Below are 16,207 nucleotides of genomic sequence, written 5' to 3'. Positions count from 1 at the left end.
CGTCGTGGCGCCTATGCGGGTGTGAACTCGACCGGCAACGTCGCGGGTGAGCGGAACGCCACGCCGTTGATCACCGGCGCCGGTGCGGTCGGGTCCAGATGCAGGTCCGGCAGCCGGTCGAGCAGAGCGTTGATCGCGACCGTCGTCTCCATCCGCGCCAACGGCATGCCCAGGCACACATGCGGGCCGGCGCCGAACGTGAGATGCGCGATGTGATTGCGCCTCGGGTCGAACCGGTCCGGATCCGGGTAATGCGCCGGGTCCCGGTTCGCCGCTGCCACGCTGACGCTGACGTTGGTGCCCTTTGGAATCTTGATCCCGCCAAGCTCACAGTCGCGCTTCGCCACCCGAACCACCGTGCTGATCGGCGGCTCCCAGCGCAGTGCCTCCTCGATGGCCCCGCGCAACATGGTGCGGTCGTCGCGCACCGTCTCCATCAGTGACGGCTCGATGAGCATCGCCACCAACAGATTCCCCGACGCCCGGTACGTCGTCTCCACCCCCGCGGGCAGGATCAACAACAGGAACGCGAAGATCTCCTCGTCGGTCAACCGCTCCCCGTCGATCTCCGATTCCGCCAACGTGCTGATCAAGTCGTCTCGCGGATGCCGCCGCCGTTCCGCGAGAATCTCGCCGAAATACTCCTTCAACGTCGCCGACGCCGCCATCCCGATGTCCCAGTTGTAGACCACGCTGAGCAGCTCGATCGACAACTGCTGGAATCGCACGTAATCCTCGCGCGGCAACCCCATCAGCCGCGCGATCACCTGCACCGGGAACGCAAATGTGAACTCCCGCACCAGATCTGCTTTACCGCGCGACGCGAACCGGTCGATCAGCTCATGCACCACCACCTCGACCAGCTCGGTGCGCCAGTGCTCTAACAGCTTCGCCCGGAACAACGGCGACACCAGCGCGCGGCTCGCTCGATGCTCGTCGCCTTCCTGCTCCAGCAGCGTCTTCCCCATCACCGGGCCCATGATGTTCTCGTAAATCGACGACGAGAAGTTCTCGGGATGAGTGAGCACCGCTTGGCATTCGTCGTAACCGAGCACCGTCACCCCCGCCACGTCGAGATTCTGCGCCGGCGTCTCGATGATCGGGTTGCCGATCATCACGTGATGCTTTTCCCGTGCCACGCGCAGTTTCTCGTGCACGTTCTCGACGGCCATCAGTAGACCGTCCTGCAGCTTGTCGGGATCGAACTCCTCAAGCGGCGTCCGGTTCGTCACGACGCCGTCACCGTCTCCGTGTCACGGCCCGACCGCAGCACCGTGCCCGGCATCGCGCCCGTCGCCACGCCGCCGCGGCACACCTCGACACCGCCCACCCAGACCGACGTGATCCCTTTCGCGTCCGCGACCAAACGCGGTGCGCCAGCGGGCAAGTCGTAGCACGTGCGCTCCGGCCCGTGATCGACCGTGGCCGGGTCGAACAGCACCAGATCGGCGTGCCAGCCCTCAGCGATGCGGCCGCGTTCCTTCAGCCCGTACAGCCGCGCCGGCACGTCGGTGATCAGCCGGACCGCCTCCTCGAGCGTCACCACCTGGTGCTCGCGCACGCCGTGGCCGAGCAGCGATGTCGTATAGATTGCGCCGCACATCATGTCGAGATGCGCCCCCGCATCCGACCCGCCGATCACCGCATCCCGGTTGCGCCACACCTGCGCACGTGCCTTCCAGTCTGCTTCCTCGTCGCCGAACGGCTGCGGCGACAGCCCGGTTCGCAGCTCGTCGGCGATCACGATGTCGAGCAGCGTGTCGAACGGCTCTTTCCCGCGAGCTTTCGCAACGTCCCCGACGGTGCGGCCTGCTGCGTCGTCGTTCTCTGGGGCGAACGTCTCCACGACCATCAACCGCTCCCAATTCGCGAGGCCGCGAAGGATTCCCGCCTCCTCCGAATGAGCCCCCTCGTCCAGGCGCCGGCGAATCTCGGGATCGGCGAGCGCTCGCAGCCGCTCGGGCACCGGCAGGTGCATTGTCTCCCGCCAGCCCGGCAGCCCGTCGAGCACGAAGCCCGACAAAAACGAGAGCCGGATCTTCGTGGAGTGCGGCAGCGTGAGGGCGACGATGCGGCCGCCACGATTGGCCGCGACTTCGCTTGCGCGCAATTGCTTTTCGTGTCCTTCGGGATTCCCCGCGGAGACACCGAGCACATTCCAGTTCAGCGGACGGTCAGCCGCCTTTGACATGTCGGTGAGCAGCGCGATGTCGTCGTCGGTGAAGCCGGACAGGCAGCCGGGGATGATCGCCTCCAGCTGAGTGCCCGGATGCTCGCGTACGGCTGCCGCGAGCGCCACCAGCTCCTCGCGCGACGCACTCCGCGACGGGACGGGCTGCCCCGAGCCGTCGTTGTGGGTGTTCGATTGCGACGTCGACAACCCGAGCGCGCCTTGCGACAGTGCCGCGCCGAGCAGCGCGGCCATCTTCTCGATCTGCTCAGGGGACGCGTCCCCGCCCACCGCGTCATCGCCCATCGCCGCTAGCCGGATCGCCGAATGTCCAACCAGAAAGCCGGCATTGACGGCCGTGCGGCCCTCGAGCCGGGCCAGCCAGTCGCCGAACGACGACCACTGCCAGTCGAGCCCGGCGCGCAGAGCTTCAAGCGGCATGCCCTCAACCCGCGCGAGCATCCGCGTCAGGTAATCCTGTTGGTCGGGGCCCGCGGGCGCCAGCGTGAAGCCGCAGTTCCCGCCGAAGACCGTCGTGACGCCGTGCTGGACCGACGGGCTCGCGGTCGGATCCCAGAACAGCTGCGCGTCGTAATGCGTGTGCAGGTCGACGAAGCCCGGCGCGAGCGTCTGCCCTTCCGCGTCAACAGTTTTCGACGCTTGCTCGGCGACATGCCCTTTACTGCCGACCGCGATGATCCGACCGTCCCGCACGCCCACATCCCCATGTCGCGCCGGTGCGCCTGTGCCGTCGACGATCGACGCGTCCTTGATCAGGAGGTCGAGCATGCCAGCCATCCTTTGTCCGGTAGCGGGTGCCGGAACAACTCCGCGGCATTGAGATGGGTGATACGGGCCGCGTCCTCGGCCGACAGCTTCGCGACGTTGCGCGCGACGACATGCTGGGTGTCGGGCCACGTCGAATCGGCGTGCGGGTAGTCGCTCTCGATGAGGATGCGACCGGCGCCGATCGCCTCGAGCGCCCCGAACGCCGATGGGTCGTCGATCGAGCAGAACCAGAAGTTGCGCCGCAGCACCTCGCTCGGCAGCAGATCGCCCTTCCACGACCCGCCCTCGGCGCCCGACGCGGAGTGGGCCAAGACGAAGTCGGCCCGGTCGGCGAGCATCGCCACCCAGCCGAGGCCGCCCTCGTCGAGCGTGATGTTCAGCTTCGGGAAGCGGACCGGGATCCCCGACCACAGCCAATCCGCGCATGCGACAAGGGCATTGACGGGAAACAGCGTCGTGATGGTCTCGAACGGGGTGTCCGGCGCGGGGATCGGCGCCCACTGTGCCGAGCCGGTGTGCAGGCAGATGACGGTCTCGGTCTCCTCGCACGCGGCCAGGAACGGATCCCACACGCCGGTGTGCAGGCTCGGCAGGCCGCACTGAGCGGGCAGCTCGGGGAAGCTCACGGCCTTGAAGCCGCGCTCGGCGTTGCGGCGCAGCTCCTCAGTCGCCAGCTGCGGGTCGGCCAGCCAGGGCAGCTGCAGCGGGATGATGCGGTCCGGGTAAGCGCCGGCCCACGCCTCGAGGTGCCAGTCGTTCCACGCTCGCAGCACCGCGAGGCCCAGCTCGGGGTCGTCGCTCTTCCAGAACACCGTCCCCGAGAAACCGGCGATCAGCGACGGGAAGTTCAGCGACGCCCAGATGCCGGCGAGGTCCATATCAGCGATCCGCGCATCGATATCCCAACAGCCACGGCGCATTTCGTCGAACCGGGCCGGTTCCATACTCCATTCGTCTTTGGGCCGCCCGATGACCGCGTTGAGCCCGATGTTCGGGTACGTGCGGCCCTCGTAGTGCCACACCTGACTGCCATCGTCGGATTCGACGATCTTGGGCGCGCGGTCGGCCAGCGCCTCGGGGAGGCGGCCGTCGAACATGTCGGGTGGCTCGATGACGTGGTCGTCGACCGAGATCAGGATGTGCTGTCGCTCCCGCGGAGTCGGGTCTGGCAGCAGCGCCATACCTGACGACTATCGTCGCTTCTCGGCGACTGTCAATGCTATTTGTGCAAAAACAGCAAGATTCGCCTGTCGCCCGGGCGCTGCGCCTGTCGCCCGGGCCGCTGTGCCGACAACTCAGCTACTGCGGCGCGGGCTGGCGGACGTAACCCCGGGCCTGGGTGAACGCCCGGATCCCGTCGGCACCGAGCTCGCGCCCGAGGCCCGACTGCCCGACCCCGCCGAACGGCACCCGCGGGTCCTGCGCCGCCATGCCGTGGCAGTTGACGCTGACTGTCCCCGCGACGAGCTGTCCCGCCACCTTGTCCGCCAGCGCCTCGTCACCAGTCCACACCGATGCCGTAAGGCCGAACTCGGTGGCGTTCGCCGCAGTGACCGCATCGTCGATCACGTCGTAGCCGAAGATCGGCAGCACCGGGCCGAACTGCTCCTCGCTGGCCAACGCCGAGTCCGGTGCCACATCAGTGACCACGGTCGGCAGCACGAAGTACCCGCCCGCGTCAGCGTCGGCGTCGCGAATGCGTCCTGCCGTGCGGACCGTCGCCCCCTGCGCCGCAGCATCTTTCACCAACGCCTCGACTCTGTCGCGTCCGGCGGCGGTGTGCAGTGGGCCCAGCGTCACCTCATCGGCCAGACCGTCGCCGACAACCTCTCGCTCGCACCGCCCCAGCACCGCCTGCGCCAACTCATCGACCCGATCGCGTGGCGCATACAGCCGCTTGATCGCCATGCACACCTGCCCGCCGGTGGTGTACGTCGCCGTCACCAGCTGCTCGACCAGCCCGTCGCTGATCGCGATGTCCGGCGCAATGATCGCCGCATCGTTGCCGCCGAGCTCCAACAACACCGGCGTCAATCGGGCCGCGGCGGCGGCCATCACAGCCCGGCCCGTCGCAGGACCACCCGTCAAGGAGATGACATCGATACCCGGATGCGTCACCAGCGCCTGCGCCAGCTCGGTCCCCGGCGCCGACAAGACGTTCACCACACCCGGCGGCAGCGCTGCCGCGAACGCGGCACCGAACTGCAGCGCCGCAAGCGGAACGGTCGGCGGCAACTTGACCACTGCCGTGTTCCCCGCGCTCAGCGCCGACGTCAGCTTCGTCATCATCACCGCGAGCGGCCAGTTGAACGGAATGACCAGGGCCGCAACACCATACGGCTCATGGTGCAGCCGCGGATAGGGCGCCTGCGGGTCGATCTGTTCGGGCGCCAGCGCCGCCTCCGCCATCGAGCCGAGCACCGCTGCCAGCATCGGTGCCGTGTCGATCTCGAAGGCCGCCTCGGACAGCACCTTGCCGTGCTCGCTGGTGTACAGCCGCGCGCCGTCGTGCTCCTTCAACTGCTCGCCGGCCGTCGCCGCGGCCGCCGCGACCTTGGCAACCCGCTCGGCGACATCCAAAGCCCGCCAGGCCGCCGCCGCGTTTCGCGCCGCGGTCACCGCCGCGTCGAGCTGGGCACGATCGGCAGCAGGCGCCTCGCCGACGATCTCGGCAGGCCTAGCCGGGTTGTGCACGGGATATCTGCCCGCGGCGCCGGGCTGCGGCTCGCCGCCGACCGTGAGTGTCGCCAGGGTTGATGCCGTCATCGCAGGTCTCCCTTGACCGGGTTCCCCTAGTGCGGCCATCGTAAGTCGCTATGAAGGCGGTCGTGCTGCGAACGGTCGGCCAGCCCTCCGCAGTTGAAGAGCTGACCCTGCGGCCGGTCGCCCCACACGAGGTCATGGTGCAGATCGCGGCCAGCGGCGTGTGCCATACCGATCTGTCGGTGCGCGACGGCGGAATGCCTGCCCTGCTGCCGTGCACGCTCGGTCATGAGGGTGCGGGGATCGTCACCGAGGTCGGCGGCGACGTGACGACCGTTCGCCCCGGCGATCATGTCGTGCTCACCTGGAACGTGCCGTGCCGAACCTGTCGTGATTGTCTGCGCGGCGATTCGCACTTGTGCCCGAGCGGGCTTCAGCACGCGTTCGGCGAGCCGTACGCCTCCAGCGCCGACGGAGGCGTGTGGCCGTCGGTGGGTGCGGGGACATTGGCCGAGCAGACGCTCGTGCCCGCCGCGGCGGTCGTGCCCGTCGATTCCACGCTTCCGCTCGATCTCGCCGCGCTGTTGGGATGTGCTGTGACGACCGGGGTCGGCGCGGTGATGCGCACAGCGGCCGTACGCCCAGGCGAACATGTGCTCGTAATCGGTTGCGGCGGCGTGGGTCTGGCGGCGATACAGGGCGCGCGGCTGGCCGGGGCGGCGCGCATCATCGCCGCCGACACGATGGCTGCGCAGCTGCCGAGCGCAACCGCCAACGGCGCCACCGACACCATCGACGCGAGCGACACAGACCTCGTAGCAGCGGTGCGCGAGCTGACCGGCGGCCAGGGTGTGGATCACGGAATTGAGGTGGTCGGCAAGCCCGCCACCATCCGTGCGGCGTACGACGCCACCCGCCGCGGCGGCACGGTCACAATCGTGGGCGCCGCGGGGATCGACGAGACGGTGACCTTCCCCGCGCTGTCACTGATGGCCGACGGCAAGACGACTCGGGGCAGTGTCTACGGCGCCAGCGACCCTGCGCGCGACATCCCTGTGCTCGCCGAACTGGCCCTGCACGGCCGACTCGACCTGGAGGCGTTGGTGACACGGCGCATCGGCATCGACGACGTCGAGGCGGCCTTCACCGACATGGCCGCGGGCCACGGGGCGCGCAGTGTCGTCTGCTTTGGCCCCGCTGTCGCGTAGCGGGCGTAAGGTCCCCCTTGGATAGGAGAGCTAATGACCGTCGGTACTGCCAGTCCGAGCGTGTTTGACGCCGGTCTGCCCACCCTCGATTACGACCTCGAAACCACGCCAGCCGAGCTGTATCCAAGCGTTCTCGCGGCCCAACATCAAGCACCCATCGCGCTGGGACCCTTTGGGCCCGAGGTCATTTCGTACGAACTGGTGCGCACCGTCCTTCGTGACAGCCGCTTCCAGATCCCACCCGGCCTCAACGTCGCCGCCGCGGGCATCACCTCCGGACCGCTCTACGACAAGATCGTCAACTCGATACTCGGCATGGAAGGCCCTACGCACCAGCGCGTCCGTGGCGTCGTGTCCAAGGCGTTCACGCCCCGTGCCGTCGAGCGCCTGCACGCCACGATCGTCGACGTCATCGACGAACTCGTCGAACCGCTGCGCCGCCAAGGCCACTGCGATGTTGTCACCGACATCGCCCGCCCCTATCCCGTCCCCATCATCTGCGCTGCTCGGCGCCCCCCGCGAAGACTGGGAACAATTCGGCCTGTGGGCCGACGACATCTTCAAGGCCTTCAGCTTCGCCTTCACCGCCGACCTCGAGCCTGTCGTCATGCGCGCCTGGGGCGAACTCGACGACTATGTCGACGACATGGTCGCCCGACGCCGCCACACCCTCACCGACGACCTGCTCTCCGATCTCATCCGCGCAGAGGACGACGGCCACCGGCTCACCGGCGAAGAGCTGCGCATGATGGCGTCCGGCCTGCTGCTCGCCGGCACAGACACCACCCGCAACCAGGTCGCCGCCTCCATCGACGTCCTCATCGACCACCCCGACCAGTGGAACCTGTTGCGCGACAACCCCGATCTCGCCCTGCCCGCCGTCGACGAGACCATGCGCCACTCCCCGATCGCAGGCGCCACCATGCGTGTAACGGCCGAGGACGTCGAGGTCGCCGGCGTCGTCATCCCCGTCGGCACCGTGGTCCTCACGAATACCGCTGCCGCGAACCGTGATCCCGCGATCTACGACGACGCCAACCGCTTCGACATCACCCGCCAGGGACTGCCGCCGATCCTGACGTTCGGCGCCGGTGTGCACTATTGCCTCGGCGCCAACCTCGCCCGCCTCGAGATCGCCGAAGCGCTCAAGGCCGTCACCCGATGCTTCTCCAACCCCCGCCGCACCGGGCCCGCGCCGTGGAAGCCACTCGTCGCCCTCAGCGGTCCGACGAGCCTGCCCATCGCCTACGACGCGTAGCGATTCAGCGGGACGTTTGGCGCGTCACCTCGGCGCCGGAACCGCGCCGTGTCCGCTCCCACGGCCAGGTCATCAGGGCCCACACGACCAGGACGATCGCGATCTCGGCGAGCAGATACACCGGCCACGGACCCAAGACGTCCAGCAGTGAAGCGGTCGGCGGTTTCCTGTTGAGATAGCCGTAGTCGGTTCCCGCGATCACGTTGAAGGTGAACGTGAGCGCCGCCCACCCCAGGGTCGCGATGACCGCGAACCGGTAGTCGCGCCACGACGGCCGCATCCGGCGCCCCCACGTCAGATAGATGGCCGACCACACCACGAGCACGTGCAGCGTGAAGAACGTGAGGAAAAGATGGTGCGGAAAATCGGGCGCGCCCTCGTCCGGTGTGCCGACGTCCGGTGTGATCAACGCCTGCGAGCTGAGGACCAGACCCCAGTAATACGTGAGCACGAAGGCCCAATGTCGTTGCGACCACAAGGCATACGCCGCCATGAGTTCCGCGATATCGCACAGCTGGATCGGCACGGACGTCTGAAGGTTCGGCCGGATCACTTTGTAGACCAGCGCCACGATGAACGCCGCGACGATCAGAGCCGCCAGAATGCGGCCGAGGAGCCGGGCCTGCGATTCGCTCTGCCGACGCCCGATCCAGACCAGGAGCGCGGCCCCGACCGCGAAGACAACGAGCACGACCCAATGTGATGTGCCGTATGCGGAGAACTCCCGTTGCGCGGAGAACAGCTCCATCGGCCCAACTTGCCTCAGATCTACCGAGAAATCGACTACCGCCGATCCGTGGCGGCGGCGTTTCGCCGTGACACCCACACCAAGTTTTAAGACCGCCGTTATTGACAGCCGTGATAATTGCGCGGACGCTTGTTAGCTGGCAACGACATTTCGCACATCGCCGCCCGGCGGTTTGGCGGCCCTGCGCAATTGATCAAGGGAGCGACTCATGGCCGACGTGGACTATTGCGTGGTGGGTGCGGGATTCGCCGGGTTGACCGCCGCTCTGCGCCTCAAACAGGCGGGCCATTCGGTGGCGTTGCTGGAAGCGCGTGACCGCGTCGGCGGCCGCACCTTCACCGTGACGCGAGACGACGGGCTGTGGATCGATCGCGGCGGCGCCTGGATCGGCCCCGGCCAAGACGCCATCTACGCCTTGATGAACGAGTTCGGCGTGCCGAGCTACAAGCAGTACACCGACGGCGACGCGATGATGTTCGTCGACGGCAAGAAGTACCGCTATACCGGCACGATTCCGCTGTCGATGAGCCCGTGGGCGGTCGCCAACATCGGCACGGTCTTCCTCGAGCTGACCCAGATGTGCAAATCGATCCCGATCGAAGCCCCATGGACAGCGCCCAAGGCGCAGAAGTGGGACAAGCTCAGCTGGGCCGCGTGGCTGGACAAGAACACACTGTCCACGGCCGCCCACGAACTTCTGGAATCCTCCGTCTCCGGCCTGTACACGTCGGCCGCCTCGGAAATCTCGCTGCTTTTCGTGCTCTACCAAATGGCCGCGGCCGGCGGGCCCAGCTTCGTGCTCGGGGTCAAGGACGCGGCCGAGGATGCCCGGCCCGTCGGCGGCATGGGCGCCATCCATCGTGCGGTCGCGGCCGAGCTCGGCGACGCGATCCATCTGTCGCAGCCCGTGCGCAGCATCGCCCAGGACGCCGACGGGGTCACCGTCCGCTCCGACGACATGGTGATACGCGCCCGCCGCGTCATCGTTGCCGTGCCGATCGCCATCGCCAGCCAGATCAACTACGAACCGATGCTGCCCATGGATCGATCGTTCCTGCACCAGCGGATGCCGCTGGGCGCGGTCTTCAAGATTGCCCTGGTGTACGACGAGCCGTTCTGGCGAGCCGACGGCCTGTCGGGCCAATCGTTCGCACCGGGGTCGCCGGCGAACCTCACCATCGACTCCTGCACGGACACAGGAACTCCGGGGGTTCTCACCGTCATCACCGAAGGCCCCGTCGCGCGCCAGATCGCCAAGCTCACCGACGAGCAGCGCAAGAAGGCGGTGCTCGACGCGGTCGCCGAGAGGTTCGGCGACAAAGCACGGACACCGGTCGAATACGTCGAACAGAACTGGGCCGCAGAACGCTACTCCGGCGGCGGGATGATCTCCCACACCCCACCGGGCGTGCTCACCGAGTTCGGCCCCTCTCTGCGCGAACCGTGTGGCCGCATCCACTGGGCCGGAACCGAAAGCTCGGCCATCATGTACGGATTCATCGACGGGGCTGTCCGCTCCGGTGAGCGAGCCGCGGCCGAGGTGATGGAACGCGAAGCGATGACGGTGGCCTGACCCGCCCTCGCAGAAGACACGTCGCTGGCCAGGCGCCCGCGACTGCTCAACCCGGAATCACCGGTAACGTGATCGCGGACGGATGTTGGCCGTCGTGCAAGATGGTCTGGGTCGCGGTTTGGACCGCCGAATTCTCCCCGAAAGGTGCCCCGGTGTTGGGGTTCGGTGCGAACTGGGGATAGTCGCTGCTGGATATTTCTACACGGATGCGGTCGCCCGCCCGGAATTCATAACTCGTTGGCCAGATTTGGATTTGATAGTCGTATGGGCGGCCGGAAACGATGGGTGTCGGGTTGGACAGCGAGTCGCGGAATGCGGTGCGCAGGATGCCGTTGTTCAGGTTGATGACCTGACCGTCGGGCTTGGCCACCGTCAATTTGGCGGTGAAATCCGTGTCGGTGGCGGAGGATTCGGCCCACAGCCGCACGGAGATCGGGCCTGTGATCTGGGTGTCGCGCTCCAGCGGCGCACTGTCGTAAACCAATACGTCGGAGCGCTGCTCGACGGGAATCTGGTCGAATGGGCCCTGGGGGCCTGAACTCGCACCACAGCAGGAGTGCCCACCCAGACTCGGCGCCGGGAACGCGGGATCGTAGGTGTACGTGTCGGGCGGCTCGGTGACGGGCGCGCTGCGTACGAGCTGGCCCTTGCGGTCGGCGATCCCACCGGGGCCCGACAAATACATGGTCGTCCAGTTTGTCTGCGGCAGTGGCCAATTCGATGTCGACTTCCACGTGTTGGCACCCATGACGAAGTAGTCGACGCGGGGCCCCGTATCGACGTGGTTGTCCCGTCCTTTGAGGAAGTGGTCGAACCAGGCCAGCATCAGGTCGTTGATGGGACTGTCGCCGACCGCACCGATGTCGTGCAGCAGCGGTGCCGGCTCGGAGTCGGGGCGTCCCCAGTTGACGTGATCCCAGGGCCCGATCACCAGGCGTTGGTTGACGCGCGCCGCGTCGGTGCCTCCGTTGGCCACCATGCCGGCGAAGTTCTCGACACCGCCGGCGAGGAAGGCGTCATACCAACCCTCGACGTCGAGCACGGGCACCTTCACCGAGGCGTAGCGATCCCTGATGCTGACCTTCTTCCAGAAGTCATCACGGGTGGAATGCCGAATCCAGTCGAAGTACCACGGCGCGACCGCGGGGTTCTGCGGCTGCAGCGGCGGCAGATCCTTGAACGGGCGGAAGTCCATCCACCGAGTCCGATCCGCGGCCGCGGCGGTGAGTTCGGCGACCGTGGCCTGATCGCCGCGGTTACGGGCAGCAGTCAACGCGAGCGAGCCGATCGCCCATGGCTGTACGAACGCCAGCCGGAACTCGCCGCCCTCGTACGTCCAACCGTCGTAGTAATCCGAAGCCGTGTTCGCGGGCACGATCGTCACGAGGTGCGGCGGTGCCGTCACCGCGGCGAGCCACTGCGTGGCTCCGACATAGGAAGACCCGTACATCCCCACCTTGCCGTTGGATCCGGGCAGGGCAGCGGCCCACTCGACGGAGTCATAGCCGTCGTCCATGTCGTGGGTGAACTCGCTGAAAGTGCCGCCCGATGCGCCCTGGCCGCGGACGTCCTGGATGACCACCAAGTAGCAGTGCGACGCGAACCAGTCCGGCGGCTGGTACCGCGACCCGGCCTGAGCTTCGGACTTTCCGTACTGCGTGCGCATTAGGATCACCGGCACCGGGTCTGCCGTACGCGGGCGGTAGATGTCGGCCCGCAACACGGTGCCGTCGCGCATAGTGGCAGGCACGTCGGCCTGTTCGGTGACCGCGCAAGGTCCGCGTCCGGCCCCGGCGGGGAACGGTCGCGACGCGCTGTCGTTTCCACACCCGCTCACAGCGAGCGCGACGACCGCCATGAATACGACTATGCGGACACCGGCAGAGCGCACCAGTTGACCGTAGCGACCGCCGTTACTGCTGCGGCGTCGGCGTCAGCACACTGAACATCGCCCCCTGCGGGTCCGCCAAGACGGCCGAGCGCCCCACCGACGGGATGTCGAACGGCTCCACGGCGACCTGACCGCCCTCAGCGCCCGCCTTCGCAGCTGTGGCGTCGGCGTCCTGCACCGCGAAGTACACATGCCAATGGTTCGGCACGCCGGGCATCGGCGGTTCCATGCAGCCACCGACATCCGTCCCGTCCACCTTCAGCAGGTGGTACATCTGACCCGGACCCATCTCGACGGTCGCGCTGGTCACGCCGAGCACGGCCTCATAGAACGCCAGCGCCGAATCCGGTTTGTCCGTGATCAATTCATTCCACGTCAGCGTCCCCGGCTCGTTGACCAGCGTCGCGCCGATGTGCTGATTGGCCTGCCACAGCCCCACGACCGCACCGGTCGCGTCGGCCACGAACGCCATCCTGCCGGAATCCCCGACGTCCATCGCCGGCATCAGCACCTGCCCGCCCGCGGGGCCGACCTTCTCGAGCGTCGCGTCGACGTCGTCCACCGCGATGTACGTGTTCCACATCGGGGGCATGCCTTCCGGTGCGCCCGGCGGCATCGGCGCGATCGCCGCAACGGTTTCCCCGTTCACCAACGCCATCGAATACACGCCCCCCTGCGGCATCGGCCGGTCGTCATAGCTCCAGCCCAGCAGCGATGAGTAGAACTTCTTGCCCGCGTCCTGATCGGTAGTCTGCAGGTCGACCCAGCCCGGTGTGCCCTGCGCGTACTCGGTTTTCTTTGGCATAACAAACCTTTCGTTAGTTGGCAGATGTTTGAACAACGGCCGGTTGCCGGCCGGTGAACGCAATGAGCCGATCCAGGGCACTGGCATCAGGTGCTACATCGATCGGTGCCGCGAAGCCCGCGAAACCGCGAGCCTCCGGAGTGATGACGTTGCCTGCCAGGCCCAGCGCATAGTCGACCAGCGGCTCCGACACCGCTATATCTCGGCCGGTGGCGGTGGCGAAATCCCAAGCGTGAACCAAGAATTCGAGTGTCAAGACGCTGACTGGAAGGACTGCGGGTACCTCGCGCGAACCCAGCTTGACCGTACCCTCGAGGCCCCGTCGGCGCAAGGCCTCCAGGACCGCCTGAGCCGCATCCGCGACCTGACATTCCAGCGGCGCGTCCTGATCGCGTGCCGGCATCTGCGCACTCGCGCATCCGCCGATTGTCGCTAGCGAGCCCATGAGATGGTCGGTCAACTGCGCAACGTCGTACTCCGTGCATGGAGTCGGTTTGCACAGGTCGGCGGCGTCCAGGCCGCGCATCACGTGCTGCAGAGTCGCCAGAGTCGCTTCAGCGCTGGACAATTCGTCGATCGGGTCGGGTGCCGCCGCCCATTCGTCGGGTCCCGCATCCCCGTCCCGGCCTGCGGCCACCAGCCGGTCAAGGAAGTGATTCCACCCCACAGCATGGCGCGCGGCCTGCTCGTCGGTCAGCCCGTCGTGCACGAGACGAACCTCTGTCCCACCGTCGACCGGCGTCAGCGTGACCGTCACCGTCGAGCCGCCCGGCGCGGGATCGCCCTCACCCTCCCATCCCCACGTGAACGTCACGTGCTTGCCCGGGTCCACCTCGATGACCGTGCCGGCCGCGATGTGACCCGGCGTCACGGTCCATCGGTAGTCACCCCCGGCACGCATGTCCACGCGCGCAGCGACAGTCATCCAGCGCCGCAGCCTGTCCGGCTGCGTGATGAGGTTGAAGGTGGCGTCGGGATCCAGTGGCACGATCACTGATTTGTCAAACGGCATGGCGAATCTCCTTACGGCGGTGGGGGTTTCGTGGCGTCCGCGACGAGGCGGTCCAGCTCGTCGCTCCAGAACGATTCGAAGAGCGCACGAAGTTGTCGCAACCCGCGCTCTTCGAGCCGGTAATACCGCTCCCGCCCCTGCTTGCGGGCGGTGACCAGACCGACCTCGGCAAGGACTCCCAGATGCTGCGATATCGCCGAGCGGGTGACTGAAAACTGCGACGCGAGTTCGGTGACGGTGCGCTCGCCCGACGCAAGAAGCTGCAACAGCCGGCGGCGCGTGGGCTCCGCCGCGACCTCCAGCATGTCGGGCACACGTCAATACGTTAGCCGTCACTAACGTATTGGTCAATGGTGGCGGGGACGCGCACCGGTGGCGGGCAGCTATACGGTAGCCGCGCGGCTACGCAAACAGGTTGTGTACGTGGGCTTTTCGCGTGATGGGCAGCCTCGCGGCTCAGCTACGCGCCGGCGCCGCGCACTCGAGCAACTCCTCGAGCGCAGCGTCGAAGTCGTCGACCAGTCGCCACGGGTCCGGCAGCAGCTCCGGGCAGGAGATAACGCCCACGTTCAGCTTTCCGTTCAGCGACATCGCCGTGATGTTCAGCCCGCAGCCGTGAAACAGCGGGCCGAGCGGATACATGGCCTCGACCTCGCAGCCCAAGAAGTACAGCTGCGCCTGCGGGCCCGGCACATTCGAAATGATCAGGTTGTGGACCGGGTTTCCGATCAGCGGTGAGTCGGCGACGAGCCGGAAAACGGCGCCGAAGACCGCCCGGGCGGCGATTTGCGCCCAGTCCTGCAACAGCGTGGGACTGATGACCGAGCTGTGGTTCTTTGCAGCGGCGTCTGCGCGGGCGATCGCCTGTAGTCGCTCGGCGGGATCAACGATGTTCGTTTCGAGTTTGCAGAACATCCCCGACAACTGATTGTGGCCAGGACGGTCAGACTTTTCGTGCACGGAAACCGGCACCATCGCCACCAGTGAACTGGCGGGTAGCTCGTCATGATCTCCCAAGAACCAGCGCAACACCGCCGCACACAAGGCCATCACCACGTCGTTGACGGTGATATCGAAGCGATTCTTGACCTTCTTGATGTCGTCGAGGTCGAGTTGGGCCAGCGCGATGTTGCGCTCGGCAGAGATCGACACATTGAAGCGGGTTGGCGGACCCGCGAACGGCGCGGCCATGGTCAGGCCGCCGTGCGCGCGGCGAAGCGTCTTCACAATCGTTGCGACGGTCGTCGGCAGCAAGTTGGCCAGCTGCCACGGGCGCGAGGCCACTCTGACCAGGCCACCCGCCGCGATTCGAAGCGGACCGGCCATCCCCGGGCCCTCCACCGGCGCCGGCGCAGGCACTTCGGGTTTGACCGTGCACAGCTGAGAGAAGAGGTTGGCGCCGCTCACCCCATCCACTGCAGCGTGGTGAACCTTGGTCATCATCGCCAACAGGCCGCCCGCTCGGGCGTCGGTGTCGGCAATGCCCTCGATCACCCACATCTCCCACAGCGGCTTGCTGCGATCCAGCGGCAGGGAAGCGATGTGTCCGCATACCTCGGCCAATTCCCGGCGTCCTCCCGGCGAAGGCAGGCAGATGCGGTTGAGATGACGGTCGAGGTCGAACGCGTCGTCCTCGACCCACACCGGATAGTCCAGATTGAGCTGGCTGTCGGCCAGCTTTGCCCGGAACTCGGGGATGGCGGTGATCCTCACGGCCAGCTCGTCGCGCAGCCGATCAAACGTGTAGCCACCGGGCACCGTTGAGGTGTCCAGCTCGAGGATCGAGCACACATGCAGATGCTGGTTCAGGCTCTCGATGTAGAGGAAACTGGCGTCGAGTCCGCTGAGCCGTTCCATACGTCGAGGCTAGGCGCGTTCATCTGGCATATACACCCCCCAATTCGGGCAAACGACAACACGTTCCGTGAAGTTGCTGTGTGCATCCGCGCAGTTGTCGCTCCGAGGCGGGCAACTCCTACAGAGCCCTGGCGCGGTTGCGCCCGAAGGCGACGAACGGCGGAATTTGCCGCGGCCCGGCGATTGCCCGTTA

10 protein-coding genes and 2 pseudogenes are annotated in these 16,207 nt (G+C 66.9%); 3 read left to right on the top strand and 9 right to left on the bottom strand.

Annotated elements, in window-relative coordinates; all coding sequences use genetic code 11:
- Nucleotides 1–11: 11 nt before the first annotated feature.
- The 4 genes from ACWW36_RS13425 to ACWW36_RS13410 form a co-directional block, all read right to left on the bottom strand.
- Nucleotides 12–1,232: a cytochrome P450 gene (locus ACWW36_RS13425; protein ID WP_456142004.1), complete on the bottom strand. Its 1,221-nt coding sequence runs from the start codon at nt 1,230–1,232 to the stop codon at nt 12–14.
- Nucleotides 1,229–2,959, bottom strand: a complete 1,731-nt coding sequence (locus ACWW36_RS13420) for an N-acyl-D-amino-acid deacylase family protein (protein WP_456142003.1) — start codon at nt 2,957–2,959, stop codon at nt 1,229–1,231. The genes ACWW36_RS13425 and ACWW36_RS13420 overlap by 4 nt, the downstream gene beginning before the upstream one ends.
- Nucleotides 2,944–4,140 carry an amidohydrolase family protein gene (locus ACWW36_RS13415; protein ID WP_456142002.1) on the bottom strand — a complete coding sequence of 399 codons (1,197 nt, stop codon included), beginning with the start codon at nt 4,138–4,140 and terminating at the stop codon, nt 2,944–2,946. The genes ACWW36_RS13420 and ACWW36_RS13415 overlap by 16 nt, the downstream gene beginning before the upstream one ends.
- Nucleotides 4,141–4,258: 118 nt before the next feature.
- Entirely contained in the window at nt 4,259–5,725 is a 1,467-nt protein-coding gene (locus ACWW36_RS13410; RefSeq protein WP_456142001.1) for an aldehyde dehydrogenase family protein, read from the bottom strand.
- 50 nt (nt 5,726–5,775) lie between these two features.
- On the opposite strand from ACWW36_RS13410, the gene ACWW36_RS13405 reads away from it, so the two are divergent.
- Together ACWW36_RS13405 and ACWW36_RS13400 are read left to right on the top strand one after the other, a co-directional pair.
- Nucleotides 5,776–6,870 carry a Zn-dependent alcohol dehydrogenase gene (locus tag ACWW36_RS13405; RefSeq protein WP_456142000.1) on the top strand — a complete coding sequence of 365 codons (1,095 nt, stop codon included), beginning with the start codon at nt 5,776–5,778 and terminating at the stop codon, nt 6,868–6,870.
- Between the two features lie 33 nt (nt 6,871–6,903).
- Nucleotides 6,904–8,128 (top strand): annotated as a pseudogene (locus ACWW36_RS13400) (cytochrome P450).
- A 4-nt stretch (nt 8,129–8,132) separates the two neighbouring features.
- On the opposite strand, the gene ACWW36_RS13395 reads toward ACWW36_RS13400, so the two are convergent.
- Nucleotides 8,133–8,876 (bottom strand): YwaF family protein, encoded by a 744-nt coding sequence (locus ACWW36_RS13395; protein WP_456141999.1) that lies wholly within the window; start codon nt 8,874–8,876, stop codon nt 8,133–8,135.
- 208 nt (nt 8,877–9,084) lie between these two features.
- Here ACWW36_RS13395 and ACWW36_RS13390 point away from each other — a divergent pair, with 208 nt between their 5' ends.
- Nucleotides 9,085–10,449, top strand: a complete 1,365-nt coding sequence (locus ACWW36_RS13390; RefSeq protein ID WP_456141998.1) for a flavin monoamine oxidase family protein — start codon at nt 9,085–9,087, stop codon at nt 10,447–10,449.
- A 46-nt stretch (nt 10,450–10,495) separates the two neighbouring features.
- Here ACWW36_RS13390 and ACWW36_RS13385 read toward each other — a convergent pair whose 3' ends face one another.
- The 4 genes and pseudogenes from ACWW36_RS13385 to ACWW36_RS13370 all read right to left on the bottom strand — a co-directional run bounded on the left by ACWW36_RS13385 (nt 10,496) and on the right by ACWW36_RS13370 (nt 16,014).
- On the bottom strand, nt 10,496–12,307 hold the full coding sequence (locus tag ACWW36_RS13385) for a CocE/NonD family hydrolase (protein ID WP_456142478.1): 1,812 nt from the start codon (nt 12,305–12,307) through the stop codon (nt 10,496–10,498).
- A gap of 55 nt (nt 12,308–12,362) precedes the next feature.
- A complete protein-coding gene (locus tag ACWW36_RS13380) occupies nt 12,363–13,145 on the bottom strand; it encodes a VOC family protein (RefSeq protein WP_456141997.1) in 783 nt (260 codons plus the stop codon).
- A gap of 13 nt (nt 13,146–13,158) precedes the next feature.
- Nucleotides 13,159–14,462: pseudogene (locus ACWW36_RS13375) on the bottom strand (TIGR03086 family metal-binding protein).
- A 151-nt stretch (nt 14,463–14,613) separates the two neighbouring features.
- Nucleotides 14,614–16,014 carry a WS/DGAT/MGAT family O-acyltransferase gene (locus tag ACWW36_RS13370; protein ID WP_456141996.1) on the bottom strand — a complete coding sequence of 467 codons (1,401 nt, stop codon included), beginning with the start codon at nt 16,012–16,014 and terminating at the stop codon, nt 14,614–14,616.
- Nucleotides 16,015–16,207: the final 193 nt, after the last annotated feature.

Source organism: Mycobacterium sp. MMS18-G62, from assembly GCF_053877835.1.
Note: the sequence above shows the minus strand (reverse complement) of the source record. Positions and strands in the feature narration are given on the sequence as shown.

What these genes read in the sequence shown, in the direction of transcription:
- ACWW36_RS13390 (WP_456141998.1), top strand. Translation starts at nt 9,085, where the DNA reads ATGGCCGACGTGGACTATTGCGTGGTGGGTGCGGGATTCGCCGGGTTG.
- ACWW36_RS13420 (WP_456142003.1), bottom strand. Translation starts at nt 2,959, where the DNA reads ATGCTCGACCTCCTGATCAAGGACGCGTCGATCGTCGACGGCACAGGC.
- ACWW36_RS13395 (WP_456141999.1), bottom strand. Translation starts at nt 8,876, where the DNA reads ATGGAGCTGTTCTCCGCGCAACGGGAGTTCTCCGCATACGGCACATCA.
- ACWW36_RS13415 (WP_456142002.1), bottom strand. Translation starts at nt 4,140, where the DNA reads ATGGCGCTGCTGCCAGACCCGACTCCGCGGGAGCGACAGCACATCCTG.
- ACWW36_RS13410 (WP_456142001.1), bottom strand. Translation starts at nt 5,725, where the DNA reads ATGACGGCATCAACCCTGGCGACACTCACGGTCGGCGGCGAGCCGCAG.
- ACWW36_RS13370 (WP_456141996.1), bottom strand. Translation starts at nt 16,014, where the DNA reads ATGGAACGGCTCAGCGGACTCGACGCCAGTTTCCTCTACATCGAGAGC.
- ACWW36_RS13380 (WP_456141997.1), bottom strand. Translation starts at nt 13,145, where the DNA reads ATGCCAAAGAAAACCGAGTACGCGCAGGGCACACCGGGCTGGGTCGAC.
- ACWW36_RS13405 (WP_456142000.1), top strand. Translation starts at nt 5,776, where the DNA reads ATGAAGGCGGTCGTGCTGCGAACGGTCGGCCAGCCCTCCGCAGTTGAA.
- ACWW36_RS13385 (WP_456142478.1), bottom strand. Translation starts at nt 12,307, where the DNA reads ATGGCGGTCGTCGCGCTCGCTGTGAGCGGGTGTGGAAACGACAGCGCG.